The sequence below is a fragment of the Amycolatopsis sp. DG1A-15b genome, assembly GCF_030285645.1.
Classification (GTDB): domain Bacteria; phylum Actinomycetota; class Actinomycetes; order Mycobacteriales; family Pseudonocardiaceae; genus Amycolatopsis.
In genome coordinates, this window is sequence record NZ_CP127296.1 from 7,193,696 (window position 1) to 7,211,519 (window position 17,824).

General features: G+C 70.9%; 17 protein-coding genes. 9 read left to right on the forward strand and 8 right to left on the reverse strand.

Features of this window, described 5'->3' with window-relative positions; all coding sequences use genetic code 11:
- The first annotated feature begins 181 nt into the window (after window positions 1-181).
- A complete protein-coding gene (gene sepH, locus QRY02_RS32975; protein ID WP_285986716.1) occupies window positions 182-1,027 on the forward strand; it encodes a septation protein SepH in 846 nt (281 codons plus the stop codon).
- Between the two features lie 30 nt (window positions 1,028-1,057).
- Here sepH and QRY02_RS32980 read toward each other — a convergent pair whose 3' ends face one another.
- From QRY02_RS32980 to QRY02_RS32990, 3 genes are all read right to left on the reverse strand, one after another.
- Window positions 1,058-1,408, reverse strand: coding sequence for an MmcQ/YjbR family DNA-binding protein (locus tag QRY02_RS32980; protein WP_285986717.1), 351 nt, complete (start codon window positions 1,406-1,408; stop codon window positions 1,058-1,060).
- Window positions 1,409-1,494: 86 nt separating this feature from the next.
- Window positions 1,495-2,106, reverse strand: coding sequence for a DUF2537 domain-containing protein (locus QRY02_RS32985; RefSeq protein WP_285986718.1), 612 nt, complete (start codon window positions 2,104-2,106; stop codon window positions 1,495-1,497).
- Between the two features lie 31 nt (window positions 2,107-2,137).
- Window positions 2,138-2,944: a TrmH family RNA methyltransferase gene (locus tag QRY02_RS32990; RefSeq protein ID WP_285986719.1), complete on the reverse strand. Its 807-nt coding sequence runs from the start codon at window positions 2,942-2,944 to the stop codon at window positions 2,138-2,140.
- A 209-nt stretch (window positions 2,945-3,153) separates the two neighbouring features.
- Between QRY02_RS32990 and QRY02_RS32995 the strand changes: the two genes are divergently transcribed.
- From QRY02_RS32995 to QRY02_RS33015, 5 genes are all read left to right on the forward strand, one after another.
- A complete protein-coding gene (locus QRY02_RS32995; protein ID WP_285986720.1) occupies window positions 3,154-4,653 on the forward strand; it encodes a glutamate-cysteine ligase family protein in 1,500 nt (499 codons plus the stop codon).
- Window positions 4,654-4,668: 15 nt separating this feature from the next.
- On the forward strand, window positions 4,669-5,265 hold the full coding sequence (locus QRY02_RS33000) for a TetR/AcrR family transcriptional regulator (RefSeq protein WP_285986721.1): 597 nt from the start codon (window positions 4,669-4,671) through the stop codon (window positions 5,263-5,265).
- Between the two features lie 73 nt (window positions 5,266-5,338).
- Window positions 5,339-5,998, forward strand: coding sequence for a biliverdin-producing heme oxygenase (locus QRY02_RS33005; protein WP_285986722.1), 660 nt, complete (start codon window positions 5,339-5,341; stop codon window positions 5,996-5,998).
- Between the two features lie 198 nt (window positions 5,999-6,196).
- A complete protein-coding gene (locus tag QRY02_RS33010) occupies window positions 6,197-6,820 on the forward strand; it encodes a superoxide dismutase (protein WP_103355325.1) in 624 nt (207 codons plus the stop codon).
- Between the two features lie 102 nt (window positions 6,821-6,922).
- Window positions 6,923-7,735, forward strand: coding sequence for an arylamine N-acetyltransferase family protein (locus QRY02_RS33015; RefSeq protein ID WP_285986723.1), 813 nt, complete (start codon window positions 6,923-6,925; stop codon window positions 7,733-7,735).
- Window positions 7,736-7,973: 238 nt separating this feature from the next.
- Here QRY02_RS33015 and QRY02_RS33020 read toward each other — a convergent pair whose 3' ends face one another.
- Complete coding sequence (locus QRY02_RS33020) at window positions 7,974-9,230, reverse strand: MFS transporter (RefSeq protein ID WP_285986724.1); 1,257 nt, start codon at window positions 9,228-9,230, stop codon at window positions 7,974-7,976.
- 113 nt (window positions 9,231-9,343) lie between these two features.
- Window positions 9,344-9,775, reverse strand: coding sequence for a MarR family winged helix-turn-helix transcriptional regulator (locus QRY02_RS33025; RefSeq protein WP_285986725.1), 432 nt, complete (start codon window positions 9,773-9,775; stop codon window positions 9,344-9,346).
- Window positions 9,776-9,882: 107 nt separating this feature from the next.
- Between QRY02_RS33025 and QRY02_RS33030 the strand changes: the two genes are divergently transcribed.
- A complete protein-coding gene (locus tag QRY02_RS33030) occupies window positions 9,883-10,473 on the forward strand; it encodes a hypothetical protein (protein WP_285986726.1) in 591 nt (196 codons plus the stop codon).
- Here QRY02_RS33030 and QRY02_RS33035 read toward each other — a convergent pair whose 3' ends face one another.
- Window positions 10,474-11,943 carry an NCS2 family permease gene (locus QRY02_RS33035; RefSeq protein WP_285986727.1) on the reverse strand — a complete coding sequence of 490 codons (1,470 nt, stop codon included), beginning with the start codon at window positions 11,941-11,943 and terminating at the stop codon, window positions 10,474-10,476. It lies immediately after the preceding gene.
- A gap of 83 nt (window positions 11,944-12,026) precedes the next feature.
- Here QRY02_RS33035 and QRY02_RS33040 point away from each other — a divergent pair, with 83 nt between their 5' ends.
- A complete protein-coding gene (locus QRY02_RS33040) occupies window positions 12,027-12,254 on the forward strand; it encodes a DUF2530 domain-containing protein (RefSeq protein ID WP_285993979.1) in 228 nt (75 codons plus the stop codon).
- Between the two features lie 3 nt (window positions 12,255-12,257).
- On the opposite strand, the gene QRY02_RS33045 is transcribed toward QRY02_RS33040, so the two are convergent.
- Both QRY02_RS33045 and QRY02_RS33050 read right to left on the reverse strand, forming a co-directional pair.
- Window positions 12,258-15,065, reverse strand: coding sequence for a sacsin N-terminal ATP-binding-like domain-containing protein (locus QRY02_RS33045; RefSeq protein ID WP_285986728.1), 2,808 nt, complete (start codon window positions 15,063-15,065; stop codon window positions 12,258-12,260).
- Complete coding sequence (locus QRY02_RS33050) at window positions 15,062-16,987, reverse strand: DUF3027 domain-containing protein (protein WP_285993980.1); 1,926 nt, start codon at window positions 16,985-16,987, stop codon at window positions 15,062-15,064. Before QRY02_RS33050 ends, QRY02_RS33045 begins: the two co-directional genes overlap by 4 nt.
- Before the next feature lie 51 nt (window positions 16,988-17,038).
- On the opposite strand from QRY02_RS33050, the gene QRY02_RS33055 reads away from it, so the two are divergent.
- Window positions 17,039-17,806 carry a glutaminyl-peptide cyclotransferase gene (locus QRY02_RS33055; protein WP_285986729.1) on the forward strand — a complete coding sequence of 256 codons (768 nt, stop codon included), beginning with the start codon at window positions 17,039-17,041 and terminating at the stop codon, window positions 17,804-17,806.
- The last annotated feature ends 18 nt before the right edge of the window (window positions 17,807-17,824 follow it).

Consider the following 17,824-nt stretch of genomic DNA (forward strand, 5'->3'; position numbering starts at 1 on the left):
GTGACTTTGCGTGCCCGGCGTGTCACCCCTTTGCCGCTGACCAGCGTGGGTGAGGATGCGGAAGACGCAAAATGAACAGTGGGCAGTTCGGTGCGGACTCGGCGCGCCTCGCACGTCAAGCCGACGCGCCGTTCTAACGTGGGCACCCACAACGGTGAAGAAGATCGGGGAGGCGAGAACAATGCGGGCGCTGAGGGTGGTCGGACTGCACGAGGACGGGAAGTCCATCGTGCTCGAAGACCCGGCGAGCCGTACTCGTTTCCTGCTCCCGGCTGATGAGCGACTGCGCGCGGCGGCGCGGGGTGACATCACCCGCCTCGGCCAGATCGAAATCGAGTTGGAGAGCCAGATGCGGCCACGCGAGATCCAGCAGCGCATCCGCGCCGGCGAGTCCGTCGAGCAGGTCGCCGCGAGCGCCGGTGTCTCGGCGCAGCGCGTCGAGCGCTACGCCTACCCCGTCCTGCTCGAGCGGTCCCGGACCGCCGAGCTCGCGCAGAGCGCCCACCCGGTCCGCGAGGACGGCCCCGACGTGCAGACGCTCGGCGAGGTCGTCGCGTACAGCTTCGGCGTCCGCGGCCACGACTACTCGCAGGCCACCTGGGACTCCTGGAAGGGCGACGACGGCCGCTGGGTCGTGGTGCTCCGCTGGAAGGCCGGGCGGTCGGACAACCGGGCGCACTGGGCGTTCTCGCCGGGCGCGCACGGCGGCACGGTGACGGCGCTGGACGAGAACGCCGAGGTCCTCCTGGACCCGAACGCCTACCGCGCCCCGCGCACGGTCCGCGCCCTGGCGCCGGCCCGTGAGACGGAGTTCCAGCCGACGCTGGATTCGGTGGCCCCGGAGCGCGCCGAGCTGCCGTCGGCCGAGCCGGACCCGGACGACGACACCCGCGAAATCCCGCGTGTCCCGGTGGACCCGGACGAGGACGCCGCGGTGCCGGAGCCACGGCCGAAGACCAAGAAGAACCACCCGATCGTCCCGTCGTGGGAGGACGTGCTGCTCGGAGTCCGCTCCCAGCGCGGCTGAGTCGTAGCGCCCCAAGGCCACCTCGGGGCGCTAGTCCAGCCGCGCCGCGAGCGTCTTCGGCGCCACGAGCCGGTAGGCCTCCCGCACGATCCGGTCGATCTCCACCCAGTCGACGTCGACGTCCAGCCGCACGCCCAGCCACCCCCGGTGGCCGACGTACGGCGGCCGGAAGAACCGGTCCGGCTCGGTGCGCGCCAGTTCCTCCTGCACCCCCGGCGGCGCGGGGCACCAGAAGGCGAGCACGTCGTCGTGGTGGTGGTCGGCGAACATCACGAAGGTCTTCTTGCCGCGCACGAACCACGTCGGCTCGCCGTGGCTGAGCCGCTCGGTCGTCTCCGGCAGGGCGAGGCACAACTTCCGCAAAGCGTCCAGCTGCTCCATCCCGCAAGATTACGATGTCAAGCTGAGGGAGCGAGTCGACCAGCGACCGCGGAATTCGCCGACAGCACCGGCGTGACGTTCTTGCGCTAGAAGGCGATCACCAGCACGCCGATCCACGCGATCACGACCCCGCCCGCCGCGCCGTAGGCTGCCCAGCGCAGGATCGGGGTGCGGCGGATCAGCCACAGCGACGGCGTGATCCCGGCCGTCACGATCACCGAGGCCGCCAGCGCGAGCCAGCCGCTGGTCTCGCGGGCCAGCGTCGTGGCCAGCGCCAGCATGGCGACGATGACCACGGCCGCGATGAACGCCGAGACGGTCAGCCCGGTCAGCCAGGGCGTCGGCTCGCCGGGCTCGCCGGGCGGTCCGAGCACCGCCCGGACGAACCGGTGGCCGGGTTCGGTGGACGGCGGGGGCGGCTCGACGACCGTGTCGGCCCCGGTCACCGGATCCACGAACCGCACGGCCGTGCCCATCACCGAGGCCAGGCGACCGGCCAGCTGGCGGCCGCGCTGCGAGACCACCGCGCCCGCCTCCGCCCCCGGATCGGCGGTGACCGCGGACGCCACGCGCGCCCACTCGTGCAGGGCCTGCGCCAGTTCGGCACCGATCGCGAGCTTGTGCGGGTCCACCTCGCGCGCGTGCTCCCCGCCCGGGCCGGCCAGCACGGCGCGCTCGCCGCGGATCCGCAGCTCCATGGTGCCCCTTTCCGCCTCGGAGACCAAAACCTTAGCCGCCCCGGGCCAGTTCGTAGAAGGCAACGGCGGCGGCCGTGGCGATGTTCAGTGAATCGACTCCCGCCGGCATGGGTATCCGGACGGCATGATCAGCCGCCGCGAGCGCCGTCTCGGTCAGCCCGGGACCTTCGGCGCCGAAGAGCAACGCCACTCGCCGGGGCGCGTGCTCACGCAGTTCGCGCAGCGGGATCGAACCCGGCCGCGGGGTGAACGCCGCGACGGCGAACCCGCGCGCCCGGAGGTCGTCGAGTCCGCCCGGCCAGTCCGTCAGGTGCCCGAACGGCACGCGCAGGACGTGTCCCATCGACACGCGCACGCTGCGCCGGTACAGCGGGTCGGAGCAGCCGGGACCGAGCAGCACGCCGCCGACGCCGAGCGCGGCCGCGTTGCGGAAGAGCGCGCCGAGGTTCTCGTGGTCCCCCACGCCTTCCAGCACGGCGATCGGGCCGGTGCCGCCGACGACTTCGGGCACCGTCAGCGGCGCGGGCCGGTCGGCGACCGCGAGGATCCCGCGGTTGAGGTGGAATCCGACCACCTCGGCCATGGTTTCCGCGGAGGCGACGTACTGGGGCACGTCGAACCCGGCCAGGTCCCCGGCCAGTTCGGCGAACCGCCGCTGCACGCCCAGCAGCGCCCGGACCGGGTAGCGGGAGGCCAGCAGCCGGGCCACCACGACGGTGCCCTCGGCGATGACGAGCCCCCGCCCGCCGGGCCGGTCAGGCCGGCGGTCTGCAGTGGACAGGTGGCGGAAATCGTCGACGCGGGGATCGTCGGAGTGGTCGATGTGGATCACGCCCATCCGCCCAGTCTGTCACCCGCTTGCCGGGCGGCTCATTGGTCCGAACGTCCACCGCGCTGTGGTGCGAACGGGGCCATTTTGCTTTCGGTTAACTGACCGTGACGGAGTGCACCAGTTTGGCCGCTAGCCCGGCTGCATCGCCTGTGTAACGGTTGCCGCCGGGGCCTGAAACACGTCCTAGTCCACGCCGACACGAAGCAGGGATGGTCATGGGGATGGACCTCGAGGCTCAGTCGTTCAACACGCTGGACCGAGGAAGGTACCGCCGCAAGGTCCAGCGTTGTCTGGACACGCTGGCCCGCATGCTCACCGATGGCAGTTTTTCGTTCCCCCGCAAGAACATCGGCCTCGAAGTCGAGCTGAACCTGGTCGACCGCGAGCTGCGCCCGTCGATGACGAACACCGCGGTGCTGGAGGCGCTCGACGACCCGTCGTTCACCACCGAGCTGGGCCAGCACAACATCGAGCTGAACGTCCCGCCGCGGCCGCTGGCGGGCGATTCCGCGCTCCAGCTCGAAGACGATCTCCGCGCGTACCTCGACACCGCGGCGACGAAGGCGCGTGACACCGGCTCGTCGCTGGCGATGATCGGCATCCTGCCGACGTTGAAGCACGAGCACTTCGACCAGAAGTGGCTCACCAACAAGACCCGGTACTCCACGCTGAACGACCAGATCTTCGCCGCGCGCGGCGAACGGACGGTGCTCGCCATGGAAGGCGCGGCGCTGCCGGGCCAGCAGCCCGAGCGCCTGCGCAGCTACGCGGAGTCGATCCTGCCGGAGGCCGCGTGCACCAGCGTGCAGTTGCACCTGCAGGTCGCGCCGGAGGAGTTCGCCGCGCACTGGAACGCCGCGCAGTGCCTGGCCGGGCTGCAGATCGCGCTCGCGTCGAATTCGCCGTTCCTGCTCGGCAAGGCGCTGTGGCACGAGACGCGGATCCCGCTGTTCCTCCAGGCGACCGACACCCGGCCGGAGGAGCTGAAGAACCAGGGCGTGCGGCCGCGGGTGTGGTTCGGCGAACGCTGGATCACGTCGATCTTCGACCTGTTCGAGGAGAACGTCCGCTACTTCCCCGGCCTGCTCCCGGAAACCGACGCCGAAGACCCGATCGAGGCGCTCGACGCGGGCCAGGCGCCGAAGCTCACCGAGCTGCGCATGCACAACGGCACCATCTGGCGCTGGAACCGCCCGGTGTACGACGTCGTCGACGGCCTGCCGCACCTGCGCGTGGAGAACCGGGTGCTGCCGGCCGGCCCGACGGTGGTGGACACGGTCGCGAACGCGGCCTTCTTCTACGGCGCCCAGCGCGCGCTGGCCGAGGCGGAACGCCCGGTGTGGAGCCAGATGTCCTTCCAGGCCGCCGAGGAAAACCTTTACGCTGGCGCGCGGCGGGGCTTCGACGGGCAGCTCTACTGGCCGGGCATCGGCTGGATCCCGCCGGACGAGCTGGCGCTGCGCGTGCTGCTGCCGCTCGCCCACGAGGGCCTGCGCCGCTCCGACGTCTCCGACGAGGCCCGCGAGCGCTACCTCGGGATCATCGAGCGCCGGTGCCTGGCCCGGCGGACGGGCGCGACCTGGCAGCGTGACTACGTCTTGCGCGCCCAGGAACGCGGACTGGACCGCGAGGCGGCGCTCAGCCTGATGCTGGGGCGCTACCTCGAGCTGTCCGAGGCCGGCGAACCGGTGCACACGTGGCCGGTGGCCGATTGACGCTAGCCTGAGCGGATGCCGAAGATTCTCGGTGAGTCGCTGGAGGCGCACCGGCGCGAGGTCCGGTCCCGGGTCTTCGACGTCCTGCGCGCGCAGCTCTACGAGCGCGGCTTCGACGCGATCACCCTCGCCGGCGTCGCGTCGGCCGCCGGGGTGGGCCGAACCGCGCTGTACAACCACTTCCCCGACAAGGAGAGCCTGCTCGTCGCGTTCGTCGAGGACGAAGCGGCCCAGTACGTCACGCGGCTGACCGAAGCCGTCGAGGCCCAGGCCGATCCGGTGGACCAGCTGGCCACGTTCGTCCGGCTGCAGCTGCGCGTGCTGGCCGAGTACCACATGCCGCCGGGCACGGCGCTGGCGTCGGCACTGGCCCCGGCGGCGTACCGCCGCATCAGCGCGCACGCCGACCCGATCACCGACCGCCTGCGCGCGATCCTCACCGGCGGCGTCGACCTGGGTCGCTGGCCGGCCGAGGACCCGGACGTCCTGATCCCGATGATCACCGCGGCGCTGGGCAACCGCACCCTGGTCGACGGGCCGGCCGGGCAGCTCGAAGACGTGGTCGAGGCGGCGGTCCGGTTCGTCCTGCGTGCGGTCGGCGCGACGGTTTAGCGTGGCCTAACTCCGATTCATGCCCTACGATCTTTCTGACAGCGTGTCAGATCGATCGCCGGGAGGCCTGCCCATGTCGGTGACCACGGACGCCCGCCCCTTCTCGGCGACCTTGCGCGCGTCGACCCTCGAAGTCCACGACCGGGCGAACTACTCGGCGTACATGCGCGCCCTGCTCGGCGGGGAGCTGACCCGGGACGGCTACACCCAGCTGGCGATCCAGTACTACTTCGTCTACGGCGCCATCGAGGCGGCGAGCGACGCGATGGCCGGCGACGGTGTCGGCGGCGAGTTCGTCTTCGACGAGCTGCGGCGCCTCCCGCTCCTCGAACGCGACCTCGCGCACCTCGTCGGCCCGGACTGGCGAGAGACGATCTCGCCGCTCGCCTCCACCCGCGAGTACGTCGCCCGGATCCGCGAAGCGTCGACGTGGGCCGGCGGGTACGTCGCCCACCACTACACGCGCTACCTCGGCGACATCGCCGGCGGCCAGGTCATCCGGCGGACGCTCGAGAAGAACTACGACGTCGCCGAGGCGGGTGCGCTCTTCTACCACTTCGACGGCATCGGCAGCGCCCCTCGCTTCCGGGATCGGTACCGGGCGAAGCTGGACAACGCGCCCTGGAACGAAGACGAGCGCGCCCGGGTGATCGACGAGACGCTGGTGGCGTTCGAGTGCAACGTCGCCGTCTTCGACGAGCTGGCGCTGCGCCTCGACGAGTTCCGCGCCTGAATGATCGATCTCACAGCTCGTTGACCTCCAGTTAAGTCCAAGTTGCAGGCTCGGTTTCAGGTGGTGCGCCTCCGGGGTACGCCACTTACGGACCCGCCGTCCCACGCAGTGACGGCCGCGCGCCCCCGCTCGCCGCAAGGGGGCGTGTGCTACTAGGTTCGATACCGGAAACTTGTGTCGAAGACAGAAGGAGGGCCAATGGCCCGCTACGAGCTCCCCGATCTCGACTACGACTACAGCGCCTTGGCGCCCCACATCTCCGGCGAGATCAACGAGCTGCACCACAGCAAGCACCACGCGACCTACGTCAAGGGCGCGAACGACACGCTCGACAAGATCGCGGAGGCCCGCGACGCCGGTGACTTCGGCTCGATCGTCGGCCTCGAGACGACGCTGGCCTTCAACCTGGCCGGCCACGCCAACCACGTCGTGTGGTGGAAGATCCTGTCGCCGGAAGGTGGCGACAAGCCGACCGGCGAGCTGGCCGCGGCGATCGACGAGGCGTTCGGTTCCTTCGACAAGTTCAAGGCGCAGTTCACCGCCGTCTCGACCACGATCCAGGGCAACGGCTGGGGCGCGCTCTCCTGGGACCCGATCGGCAAGACGCTGATCACCCAGCAGCTGCGTGACCACCACAACAACCTGATCCTGCCGACCGTGCCGATCCTGCTGGTCGACGTGTGGGAGCACGCGTTCTACCTGGACTACAAGAACGTGAAGCCGGACTACGTCAAGGCCCTGTGGAACATCTTCAACTGGGCGGAGATCAGCAAGCGCTTCGACAACGCCGTCGCGGGCGGCAACGGCCTGCTGCTCGGCTGAGTTTTCTCGTCGACGGGGCCCTCCCTTCCGGGGAGGGCCCCGTTTTCGTCGTCGGCTGAATTCGGTTGACCTCGAGTGCGGTCGAGGTGTTTGAGTGGGCACATGGACATCGACGCGTACCTGGACCGCCTCGGCGCCGGCCGCCCGGCGGCACCCGACCTCGCGACGCTGCGTCACCTGCAGGAACGCCACCTGGCCACGGTGCCGTTCGAGAACCTGAGCACCCACCTCGGGGAGCCGGTCGTCCTGGACGAGGACGCGCTGTTCGGCAAGATCGTGCGCCACCGGCGGGGCGGATTCTGCTACGAGCTGAACGGGTTGTTCGCCGCGTTGCTGCGCGAGCTGGGCTACGACGCCGCGCTGCACGCGGCCCAGGTCTTCCGCCCCGACGGCACGCTGGGCCCGCCACTGGACCACGCGGCGATCGTCGTTTCGCTGGACTCGGAGGACTGGCTGGTGGACGTCGGCTTCGGCCGGTTCGCCCGGCACCCGCTGCGCCTGTCCGCCGTGGACGGCCAGCCGGACCCCGACGGCGTGTTCCTGGTGCTGGACGCACCGCACGGCGACTTCGACGTTCTGCTGGACGGCGAGCCGCAGTACCGCCTGGAGCGCCGCCCGCGCCCGCTGGCCGACTTCATCCCGATGACGTGGTGGCAGACGACGTCACCGGAGTCCCACTTCACCCGCTCGTTGACGTGCTCCCGCCCGACGTCGCAGGGCCGGGTGACGCTGGCGGGCGACAAGCTGATCGAGACGGTCGACGGCGTCCGGAACGAGGTCCCGCTGCCGACTCCCGAAGCCGTCCACGCGGCGTACCGCGTGTACTTCGGGATGACTCTGACGCGTCTGCCGGTCCCACCGGGCGGGAGTCCCTTGACCCACGACGCGCACCAGCCGGACACTGCGCTGACGTGAACGAAGCCCCGGCCTGGGGTTTTCCCAGGGCCGGGGCTCCGTCCGTTCCCGAACTGACTGCCGCTCCCACCACGAAGCGGACATGCATGAGGTTAGCCTAACCTCATCTCTTCGAGCAAGAGCTCGGTCGCGGAGACTCGGATCTCACTCTTCCGGGTGACATCGGGACGGTGCACCCCCCGTTTTTGTCGGTGGTCGCCGATACGGTCACGCCGTGAATCCGACCCGATACGCCCCGTCAGGCCTTCGTCCGCTTGAGCACCCGCAGCCCCAGGCCGCGCTTCACCGGCCAGGAGATCCCGCCCCGCCGGATCAGCACCACCGCGCACACGACCGCGGCCACGGCCGAAACCGCCCCGCCGATGTAGAACGGAGACCGCCCGCCGAACTCCTGGGCCATCCACCCGACCATCGGGCCGCCGATCGGGTTGCCGCCGATCAGCACCAGCACGTACAAGCCCATCACGCGTCCCCGCATCTCCGGGCTGACCGACGTCTGCACCAGCGCGTTCGCCGTGTTGAGGAAGGTCATCGTGGCGAAACCGAGCGGGATCAGGCCGAGGCCGAACGTCAGGTACGTCGGCATGAACGCGGTGAGCAGTTCGAACACGCCCAGGAAGAACGCGGACACCAGCATCAGCCGCACCCGCGGCCGCCCCTTGGTGCCACGGCGGGCGGACATCAGCGCGCCGGTGAAGGTGCCGACCGCGACCAGTGTCGACAGGAGACCGTAGCCGTCGGCCGCGGTGTGGAACACGTTCGCCGCGACGATCGGCAGCGAGCTGAAGTACGTGATGCCGAACGTGCTGACGAACAGCACCAGCACCATCACCGTCATCAGGTCCGACCGGCGGCGGACGTACCGCAGGCCCTCGGCCAGCTGTCCCTTCTCGCGCGGGACAGCCGCGACGCGGAACAGCTTGTCCGGGTTCATCAGGATCAGCCCGGTGATCACCGCGACCGTGCTGAGCGCGTTCGCGATGAACAGCCAGCCGGTGCCGATCCAGGTGATCGCGAACCCGGCGATCGCCGGGCCGACGATCCGCGCCATGTTGAAGATCGACGAGTTCAGCGCGACGGCGTTCGTGACCTGGTCGCGGCCCACCATCTCGGCGACGAACGACTGCCGCGTCGGCACTTCCAGCGCCGCCGTCACCCCGAGCGTGAAGCACAGGACGTAGACGTGCCACAGCGCGGCGATCCCGCTGAGGTCGAGCACACCGAGGATGACGGCCTGCGAACACGCCGCGACCTGGATCCAGGTGAGCAGCCGCCGCTTGTCGACGCGGTCGGCGAGGACGCCGGCCCAGAGCGAGAGGAACAGCGTCGGCGTGAACTGCAGCGCGACCGCGACACCGAGGGCGATCGGGTTGTTGCCGCTGAGGGTGAACACCAGCCAGTCCTGGGCGATGCGCTGCATCCAGGTGCCGATGTTCGAGATGACCTGGCCGGTGAAGAACAGCCGGTAGTTGCGCACGCGCAGCGAGGCGAACATGCTGCCGCGCGTGGACGGGGACGGTGGTGACGCGGATGGCGGTGAGGCCGATTCCCGGGTAGCAGTGGTCTGGATCGAACGCTTGGTTTCGCTACCCGTGACCGTCACCGTGGTTAGTTCCCCGCCATCCTGTCTATGATTTCGGCGGCTTTGGAGAGCACTTCACGCTCTTCGTCGCCGAGTTCCGCCAATTGCCGGTCCAGCCACGCCTCCCGCACGGAGATGGCCCTCCGCACGTAGGCCAGCCCGCTCTCGGACAGCTCGACGATGGCTTGCCTGCCATCGGTCGGGTGCGGGCGCCGCTCGACGAACCCCAGCTCCTCGAGCGCGGCGATCACCCTCGTCATCGAAGGTGGCTGAACGCCTTCCTTCGCGGCGAGCTGACCCGGGGTCAGCGCACCGCACTTGTGCAGGGTGGACAGCGCGGCGACCTGCGTCAGCGTGAGGTCGTCCCCGACGCGCTGTGCCCGCAGCCGGCGGTTGAGCCGGACCACCGCGAGACGCAGACGGCTCGCCAAAGAGCGTTCGTGCGTGTCGCCGGACATATAGTTAGCATACCTTACGAAACTTCGGCCGCACGGGTGATCTCCGTCAATCCGCAACCTGGAACAGCCCCGTGCGTCTTCACCAGGAGCAGAACCTGGGGAGTCGGATGAACAAGAAGCTGGTGGGCTCGGCCGTGGTCGGCGTGGTCGCGCTCGGGATCGTGGTGATCCAGTTCGCGGGCGGCAGTGACGCCGCGCCGGCGGCCGCACCGCCACCGTCGACCGTGGCGCCGGCGACCACCGCGCTGCCCCTCAAGGGCGAATTCGTGGCTTACCAGTTCCCGGACTCGGCGGGCGGCCGCGGCTGGTCGCTCCAGATCCCGGTTCCGGTCGACTGGGCCGCCACCCACGACCAGGACCGCGCGACCTACCGCCGCGGCGACGTGGTGCTGGAAGTCGACCGGGTGCCGCTCGAGCAGGAGGATCCGATGAGCGGTCTGGTGGCGCTCGACAAGAAGTCCGCCACCCTCCCGGGCCACTCGCCCGGCACCGTCAGCCCGCACGACCCCGTCGGCGGCTACGACGCCGCCAAGTGGGAGTTCAGGTACGAGGGCAACGGTGTCGCCCGGCAGGTCCGCGAGATCGGCATCGGCGTCGGGGAGGCCCTGGTCACCATCCGCTACGACGCCCCGGTGGCGCAGTTCACGGACAACGTGAAGGTCCTCGCCGACGCCCTCCGGGTCACCGGCGCCGGCTGATCACCGGAACGCCGCCTGGAGCGGGCCGACGGCGAAGTACGCCACGAAGGCCAGCGCGATCACCCACATCAGCGGGTGCACCTGGCGGGCCTTGCCGGTCGCGGCGCGGATCACGACGTAGCTGACGAAGCCGGCGCCGATGCCGTTCGCGATCGAGTAGGTGAACGGCATGACGACGATGGTCAGGAACGCGGGCAGCGCGATCGAGTAGTCGGTGAAGTCGATGTCGCGGACCTGCGACATCAGCATCGCGCCGACCACGACCAGCGCCGGTGCGGCCGCCTCGACCGGCACCACCTGGTACAGCGGCGTCAGGAACATCGCGGCGATGAAGAGCACGCCGGTGACGACGTTCGCCAGTCCCGTCCGCGCGCCTTCGGCGATGCCGGACGCCGACTCGACGAACACCGTGTTCGAGCTGGCCGAGCCGAAGCCGCCGGCCGCGCCCGCGAGGCCCTCGACGAACAGCGCCTTGCCGACGTTGGGCAGCTGGCCGTCCGCCGGGAGCAGGTCGGCCTCCTTCGCGAGACCGGTCATGGTGCCCATGGCGTCGAAGAAGTCGGCGAGCACCAGGGTGAACACCAGCAGGCAGACGGTGATGATCGGCAGCCGCGTCCAGGCGCCGAAGGAGACGTCGCCGACGAGCGAGAGGTTCGGCAGGCCGAGCACCTGGTCCGGCAGCGCCGGGTAGCCGAGGTTCCAGCCCTTCGGGTTGGTGCCCTGCGACGGCCCGGCCTTGACGATCGCCTCGACGACGATGGCCAGCACGGTCGAGGTCAGCACGCCGATCAGGATCGCGCCCTTGACCTTCCGGACCACCAGGATGCCGGTGACCAGCAGGCCGACGACGAACACCGCGGTCGGCCACGAGGCGATGGAGCCGTTGATGCCCAAGCCCACCGGGACGGTGGTGTGCGCGGCGTCCGGCAGCCGTCGCACGAACCCGGCGTCGACCAGGCCGATCAGGCAGATGAACACGCCGATGCCGACGGCGATCGCCGACTTCAGCGCGGCCGGCACGGCCCGGAACACCGCGGTGCGGAACCCGGTGAGCACGAGCAGCACGATGATCACGCCCTCGATGACCACCAGGCCCATCGCCTCGGGCCAGGTCATCTGCGGGGCGATGGTGACCGCGACCAGGCTGTTGATGCCCAGGCCGGTCGCGATGGCGAACGGGTAGTTCGCGACCAGGCCCATGAGGATGGTCATCACGCCGGCGACCAGCGCGGTCACCGCGGCAACCTGCGGCACCGGGAGGATGCCGCCCAGGACGTCCTTGTGCGCACCCGCGTCGTCGGCCGAGAAGCTGCCGATGATCAGCGGGTTCAGCACCACGATGTAGGCCATCGTGACGAAGGTGACCAGGCCGCCGCGCAGCTCGCGCGGCACGGTCGACCCCCGCTCGGTGATCTTGAAGAACCGGTCCAGTGTGGACGTCCCGGTGCGGGTCGTCTCCTGCTCCGCCATTCGCCCTGCCCATTCTCTCGCTGCTGCGGAGTACCCTTCACCACGTGAGTGAACCGATCAATCCACCGGAGGTTACGGGCTCGTTGCGGCACACGCCGGAGCTGCCCAAGAGGCTCACCGACCTGACGCCGGTGGTGATCGTAGGCACCTCGATCTGGGCTGTCGCGCTGGTGGTGCTCTTCTTCACGACTTCGGGGCTGTGGGTGCAGACGGCGCTGGCCGGCTTCGCGCTCGGCTTCGTCGGCCTGGCGATCATCGCCTGGCAGCGCGCCGCCGCCCGCCGCGGGTCGAAGTCGGCCCAGCGCCTCTGACGCTTACGCGAGCAGCGTCCGCGGCGAGGGGTCGTCGAGCAGCGCCGTGATCAGGTGCCGGTCGGGCCAGCGCCCGGCCGCCCAGGCGAACGCCCGCGCCAGGCCTTCCGACGTGTCGGCCGCGTGCAGCCGGTCATCGGACCACCACTGGACGTCGTGGTCGGCTCCCTTGATGCGCACGGTGAGCGGGTCGTGCACCAGGACGCCGCCGTCCGGCAGCCGGATGCCGAGCTGGTCCGCGACGAGCTTCAGCGCGGGGAGCTCAGCCCACGGGGCGTACTCGCCCTCGCTGGTCACCTCGGCTGGTTCTTCGCTGGCCAGGGGTTCGTCGAGCAGGAACGAGAGCCGGTCGGGGTTCGCGGGCGCGACCACGTACTGGTGCGGCTCCAGCGCCCCGGCGACCCACGGGACGTCGAGGATGAGCGCACCGCCGACGACCGAGCCGTCCGCCGCGCGCAGGTTGCCCGGCTCCCAGACCTCGAAACCGGACTCGACGACGGCGTCGTAGGCCCGCGCGGCCAACCCCGGCGAGACCTGCCGGTGTCCGTCGGAGAGCCGGTGCAGAACGCCCTGCGCCTCATCCAAAGTGGACAGGGTGAGATCCGCGCGCACGCCGGCCACCTTGAGCAGTTCTTCGTTCAGGCCGACGTCGGGGACCTCGTCGAAGAGCCCGGCCAGATCGGCGTCCGGCAGGCGCCACTCGTTCGGCGGGGCACCGCCGAGCACCGCGTACTGCGCGATCCACCAGGCGGCGTGCCCGTGCGGCACGCGCAGGGCGTGCCACGTCTCGGGTCGCGAGGCGAGCAGACGCAGGGCCGCGGGCCAGGCGTCGTCGGCGACGAGGTCGAGGTCCCGGATGGCGACGAGCGTCGACGGCGGCTCCGGCCGCGAGTCCCACCAGGCTTCCTCGTCGGGCAGGTCGTGGTCGGGCTCGTGCGGCTCGTCGTCGACGACCACCGCGAAGGAGTCGAGCACACCGGCGGCTTCGAGCGTGCTTTGTGGCCAGTCCCCGGCGAAGTCCTCGTCGAGGACGTCCATCGCGCCGTCTTCCTCGAAGACCTCCTCGTCGAAGATGTCGAGCAGCGGTGACGTCGGCAGGACGAGTTCGTCGGCCCGGCGCCAGGTGTCGGTGCCGGGCAACGCGAGCGCACCGGCCCAGCGCGGGGCGTCGTCCCCGCAGTCGGCGATCAGCCGCAGCACCGCGCCGGCGAGTGTCGTACCGTCCAAACCGGACCGGACGTCCTCGACGCTGCGCTCGACGGCGTCACGCAGCTGATCGGCGTTGAGCAGCTCGCGGGCGTCAGCGTGCTTGGCACCCAAGCGTTCCAGGAGCGGGTGCGAGGCGGCGGGGTGCACCAGCCGCAGGCCCGGGATGTCCACATCGAACAGTAGGTCGAGCAGTTCGGCCGAACCTTCGACGAGCAGGCAGCCGCGGGCACCCGGCAGTGTCCGGCCGTCCGACAGCGGAACCGGCAGGCCGTCCAGCCGTTCGGCGGCGAGCGCGTGCGAATCGACGGCGATCGCCAGGGCCGCGTAGAGGTCCCGCCACCAGCCCGGATCGCGGGTGACGCCGGTGAGCGTGTCCAGCACCTCTTCGATGCCGATCACTTGCCCCGAAACGGCTTTGAGGACTTGTGCGGGTCCTTCGACCAGGCCGGGCACGAGATCGGCGAGCAGCGCGGGCAGGCCGGGCACATCGACGTCGAGCACCCGGGCCTGACGACCGGATACTTCATTGCCGTCCTGAGTGGACAGCCACGGCTCCACCGCGAGGGTGGCCAGGACTTCGTCACGCAGCTTGTTGTCCACAGTGGACTTGGGAAAGCCCGGCACCGGGACGAGCGCGAACCGGTGCGCGGCCGGCAGCAGCCGGACGAGCCCGACGTATTCCTTCGCCGCGGCCTCGAGCGCCTGCGCCAGTTCGGGCCCGGGCAGCGCGCGACGCCGCGACGGTTCGACCGGAACCGAGGCGAGCAGCCGGGCGGGCAGCGACAGCCCGTCGTCGGTGGGTGTCGGGGCGTGCAGAACGTCCTCGTCGAGCGGCCGGGGCGCCCCATCGGCGCCGACCGGGACGGCCCACACGACGTCGCCGCGATGAGTCAGCCAGCGCGTTTCTTTTTCTGGACCACGGATTTCGACGAGGTCACCATCGGCTTGGCGCGTCCAAACGCGACCGTCGACGTCGAATTCCCCCAGCCAGGGCAGGGCCAGCAGCAGATCGGCAACGTCCCGGGCGAGTTCGCCGAGAAGGGCCTGCCCGTCGACGCCGTCCCGCAGCGGCAGCCGGACTTCAGTGTCGAAGCCGGGCGGCACGTCGGCGGGAACGGGCCACGGGAGCCGCAGGACGGGAACGTCCCCGTCGATGCCGGCGGCTTGCCGGGTGCGTTCGGCGGAGAAGGCGACCCCACCGGTGGTGGAGACGACGCAGGGTTCGTCGGAGACGGTCCGCACGGCGGCGAACCCGACCCCGAAGCGCCCGACGGTCTCGCCGGTCTTGCCGGAGGCCCGCAGCGAAGCGAGCGAGGCAACACCCCGGGCGTCGAGCGGGGCGCCGGTGTTGGCGAACCGCAGTTCGGAGTCCACAAGGGACACCCGAACCCGCCCGGGCGTCCCCCCGGCCATGGCGGCATCGGCGGCGTTCTGCGCGAGCTCGACGAAGAGCCGATCCCGGTAGGCGCCGACCCGGAGGTCCCGTTCGACGTTGGTGTCCTCGGTGAGCCGGGTGGGCGAGTCCCGCCAGGAGCGCAGGGTGGCCTCGCGCAGCCGCGCGGTCCCGAAGGGATCGCCCGGCTCAGGGGTGTCGCCGATCACCGTTCGGGAGCGTTGTCGACCTGGGCTTGCGCTTCATCGGCCGGCGAAGCCTCGGTCACGACGTTGTCGGTGAGGACGGCTGGCGGAACTTCGCTGTCCTGAGGTTCACCACCCGAATCGCCCGGAGCCTCGGCAACAGCCTCAGTCACCTCGGCCACGTCCTGCGCTTCGGTCACCTCGACCGGCTCCGCTGCTTCCGGCGCCGCGGTCTCAGCAGACTCGGCCGGGGCCGGCTCCGCCGCTTCGCCCGGGAACGATGCCTCCCCACCAGCCGAGACCGGCTCGGCAGCGAGGTCAGCCGCCTCGGCGGGGACGGGATCCACCTCCGCCGCATCCGACTCGGCAGCCACCGGAATCTCGTCCGCCTCAGCCTCGGCGACCGCTTCGTGCGCCTCGGCCCGAAGCTCGGTCGCATCGGTCACCTCGGCCTGGGTCGGCTCGGCTTCCGCGGGCTCGGGCACCTCAGCCACCACCGGCTCGGCGACCGCATCGGTCACCACGGGAGCCTCCGAGGCCGCGGGCTCAACCTCCGCGGCCACCGCTGCCTCGGCAACCCCCTCGGACACCACCGGCTCGGCCGGCTCAGGCGCTCCCGCTGCTTCACCGGACTCAGCGACCGCATCGGTCACCACCGGCGCAGCCAGTTCGGGCGCTTCCGCTGCTGCGACCGGTTCGGCAACTTCACCGGCCACCTCCACCGGCTCAGCCACCCCATCGGCCGACTCGCCGACCGCCCCAGCCAGGCCGGCCGCTTCCGCGGCTACCGGCCCAGGCACCTCGGCCACCACCGGCGCGGTGACCGCATCGGTCACCACCGGCTCGGCCGGCTCAGACACTTCCGCTGCTTCACCCGGCTCGGCGACCGCATCGGTCACCACCGGCTCGGCCGGCTCAGGCGCTTCCGCTGCTTCACGCGGCTCGGCGACCTCACCAGCCGTCACCGGCTCAGCCACACCTTCAGCCGCCTCGACCGGCTCGGCCACCGCCGAAACCGCCGCCTCCGAAGCCGCTGTCTCCGCGACAGCCGCGTCCGAAGGCGCCTCAGGTGACTCCGCCTGTGCTGTCTCCGGCTCCACCTCCGCCGGCGACACGTCCGACTCCGCGATCCCCGTCGCCGGCTCGGCCGCCGCCGTCTCCACCACCTCCGGCGATGGCGCCGGTGCCGGTGCCGGTGTGAAGTCCAGCAAGGAATCGTCGTACACCAGCTCGGCCACCGGGACCGAAGAGGTCACCTCGACCTCCACCTCCGAGTGCGCTCCGCACCCGTACTCCACGTCCACCACGTGGCCGTCCGCTGGGGCGATGTCGTTGCCGCAGACCCCGAACACGCCCCGCAACGAGCCCGCCAGCGGTACGAAGAACCCGCACGTCCCGCACACGTCCGGCGCGCTGCGGGCCATGTCCGACCGCGGCCCGAACTCGCCCGCGTGCCACCTCGCCGCCGCCTCCGTGCGGCCGAAGCGGGACAGCGCGTGCACCCGGCCCAAGCCCGCCTCGCGGCTGACCTCCTCCACCGCCGGGTCGTCCGACTGGAGGTACGCCGGCACCAGGCGGGGGTCGTTCTCCGCCGCCGGGAAGATGTCGCCCACTCCGAGGTCGCCCGCGCGCACCCGGCGCTCCCAGGGCACCCAGGCCGGGGCCACCAACGCCGAGGGGCCCGGCACCAGCACCACCTCGCTGACCGTCACCGGCTCGTCCTCGCCCGCGGCCGCGACCGTGACCGACCAGCGCCAGCCTCCGTAGCCCGGGACCTGGGCCTCGAACAGGTGACTCGCCGTGACCGCATCCTCGCGGGTGACGCCCACATGGGCGCCGAGCTGCTCCTCGGGTGCGTCCTCCAGCACCGCAGCTCGCGCGAACTCCACCGCTTCGGCGAGTTTGCGCTGCACGGAACCGTCGTCCAGGGTCAGCAGCAGAGTCATGCGGCCAATTGTGCCGCACGCATCAGCGGCGCCCGTGCCAGGCTGTTCAACGTGCGCACGCCGATCGTCACCTCGCTGCTGTTGGCCGCCGCCCTCGGCGGCTGCGCCGGTGCCCCCGCGCAGGAGCCGGGCCCGGAACGCCTCACCGTCCAGGTGCTCACGACCCTGCCCCACGACCCCACCGCTTTCACCGAAGGCCTCGAGTTCGCCGGGGACACCCTGTACGAGAGCACCGGGCTCGCCGGGCGGTCGACGCTCACCGCGGGGCCGGCGGGCGGCGGGCCCCGGACCACGGCCACGCTGCCGTCGCCGCTGTTCGGCGAGGGCGTCACCGTCCTCGGGCCGACACTGTGGCAGCTCACCTGGCAGGACGGGTTCGCCATCGAACGCGACGCGACCACCCTCGCCGAGCTGCGGCGCGTGCCGTTCCAGGGCGAAGGCTGGGGCCTGTGCCACCAGGACGGCGGACGGCTGGTGATGAGCAACGGCTCCTCGCGGCTGACCTTCCGGGACCCGAAGACCTTCGCCGTCACCGGTGGCGTCGACGTCGGCCGCGACCAGCTCAACGAGCTCGAATGCGTCGGCGGCGACGTCTACGCAAACGTTTGGCACACCGACACCGTCCTGCGGATCGAGGCCGCGACCGGACGCGTGACCGGGACGATCGACGCAGGTCAGCTGCGCGCGGAAGTGAACGCGACGGGCGCCGAAGACGTGCTCAACGGTATCGCCGCCGTCCCCGGCACCGGTGATTTCCTGCTCACCGGGAAGCAGTGGCCGGTCACGTTCCGGGTGAGGTTCGTCCCGGCTCGGGCGTGAAAGCACGGATGAGCAGGC

Excerpts from the sequence above, each read along its gene's own strand:
- QRY02_RS33050 (WP_285993980.1), bottom strand. The coding sequence starts at position 16,987 with ATGACTCTGCTGCTGACCCTGGACGACGGTTCCGTGCAGCGCAAACTC.
- sepH (WP_285986716.1), top strand. The coding sequence starts at position 182 with ATGCGGGCGCTGAGGGTGGTCGGACTGCACGAGGACGGGAAGTCCATC.
- QRY02_RS33025 (WP_285986725.1), bottom strand. The coding sequence starts at position 9,775 with ATGTCCGGCGACACGCACGAACGCTCTTTGGCGAGCCGTCTGCGTCTC.
- QRY02_RS32995 (WP_285986720.1), top strand. The coding sequence starts at position 3,154 with ATGGGGATGGACCTCGAGGCTCAGTCGTTCAACACGCTGGACCGAGGA.
- QRY02_RS33030 (WP_285986726.1), top strand. The coding sequence starts at position 9,883 with ATGAACAAGAAGCTGGTGGGCTCGGCCGTGGTCGGCGTGGTCGCGCTC.
- QRY02_RS32985 (WP_285986718.1), bottom strand. The coding sequence starts at position 2,106 with ATGGAGCTGCGGATCCGCGGCGAGCGCGCCGTGCTGGCCGGCCCGGGC.
- QRY02_RS33000 (WP_285986721.1), top strand. The coding sequence starts at position 4,669 with ATGCCGAAGATTCTCGGTGAGTCGCTGGAGGCGCACCGGCGCGAGGTC.
- QRY02_RS32990 (WP_285986719.1), bottom strand. The coding sequence starts at position 2,944 with ATGGGCGTGATCCACATCGACCACTCCGACGATCCCCGCGTCGACGAT.
- QRY02_RS33010 (WP_103355325.1), top strand. The coding sequence starts at position 6,197 with ATGGCCCGCTACGAGCTCCCCGATCTCGACTACGACTACAGCGCCTTG.
- QRY02_RS33005 (WP_285986722.1), top strand. The coding sequence starts at position 5,339 with ATGTCGGTGACCACGGACGCCCGCCCCTTCTCGGCGACCTTGCGCGCG.
- QRY02_RS32980 (WP_285986717.1), bottom strand. The coding sequence starts at position 1,408 with ATGGAGCAGCTGGACGCTTTGCGGAAGTTGTGCCTCGCCCTGCCGGAG.
- QRY02_RS33015 (WP_285986723.1), top strand. The coding sequence starts at position 6,923 with ATGGACATCGACGCGTACCTGGACCGCCTCGGCGCCGGCCGCCCGGCG.
- QRY02_RS33035 (WP_285986727.1), bottom strand. The coding sequence starts at position 11,943 with ATGGCGGAGCAGGAGACGACCCGCACCGGGACGTCCACACTGGACCGG.
- QRY02_RS33020 (WP_285986724.1), bottom strand. The coding sequence starts at position 9,230 with ATGTTCGCCTCGCTGCGCGTGCGCAACTACCGGCTGTTCTTCACCGGC.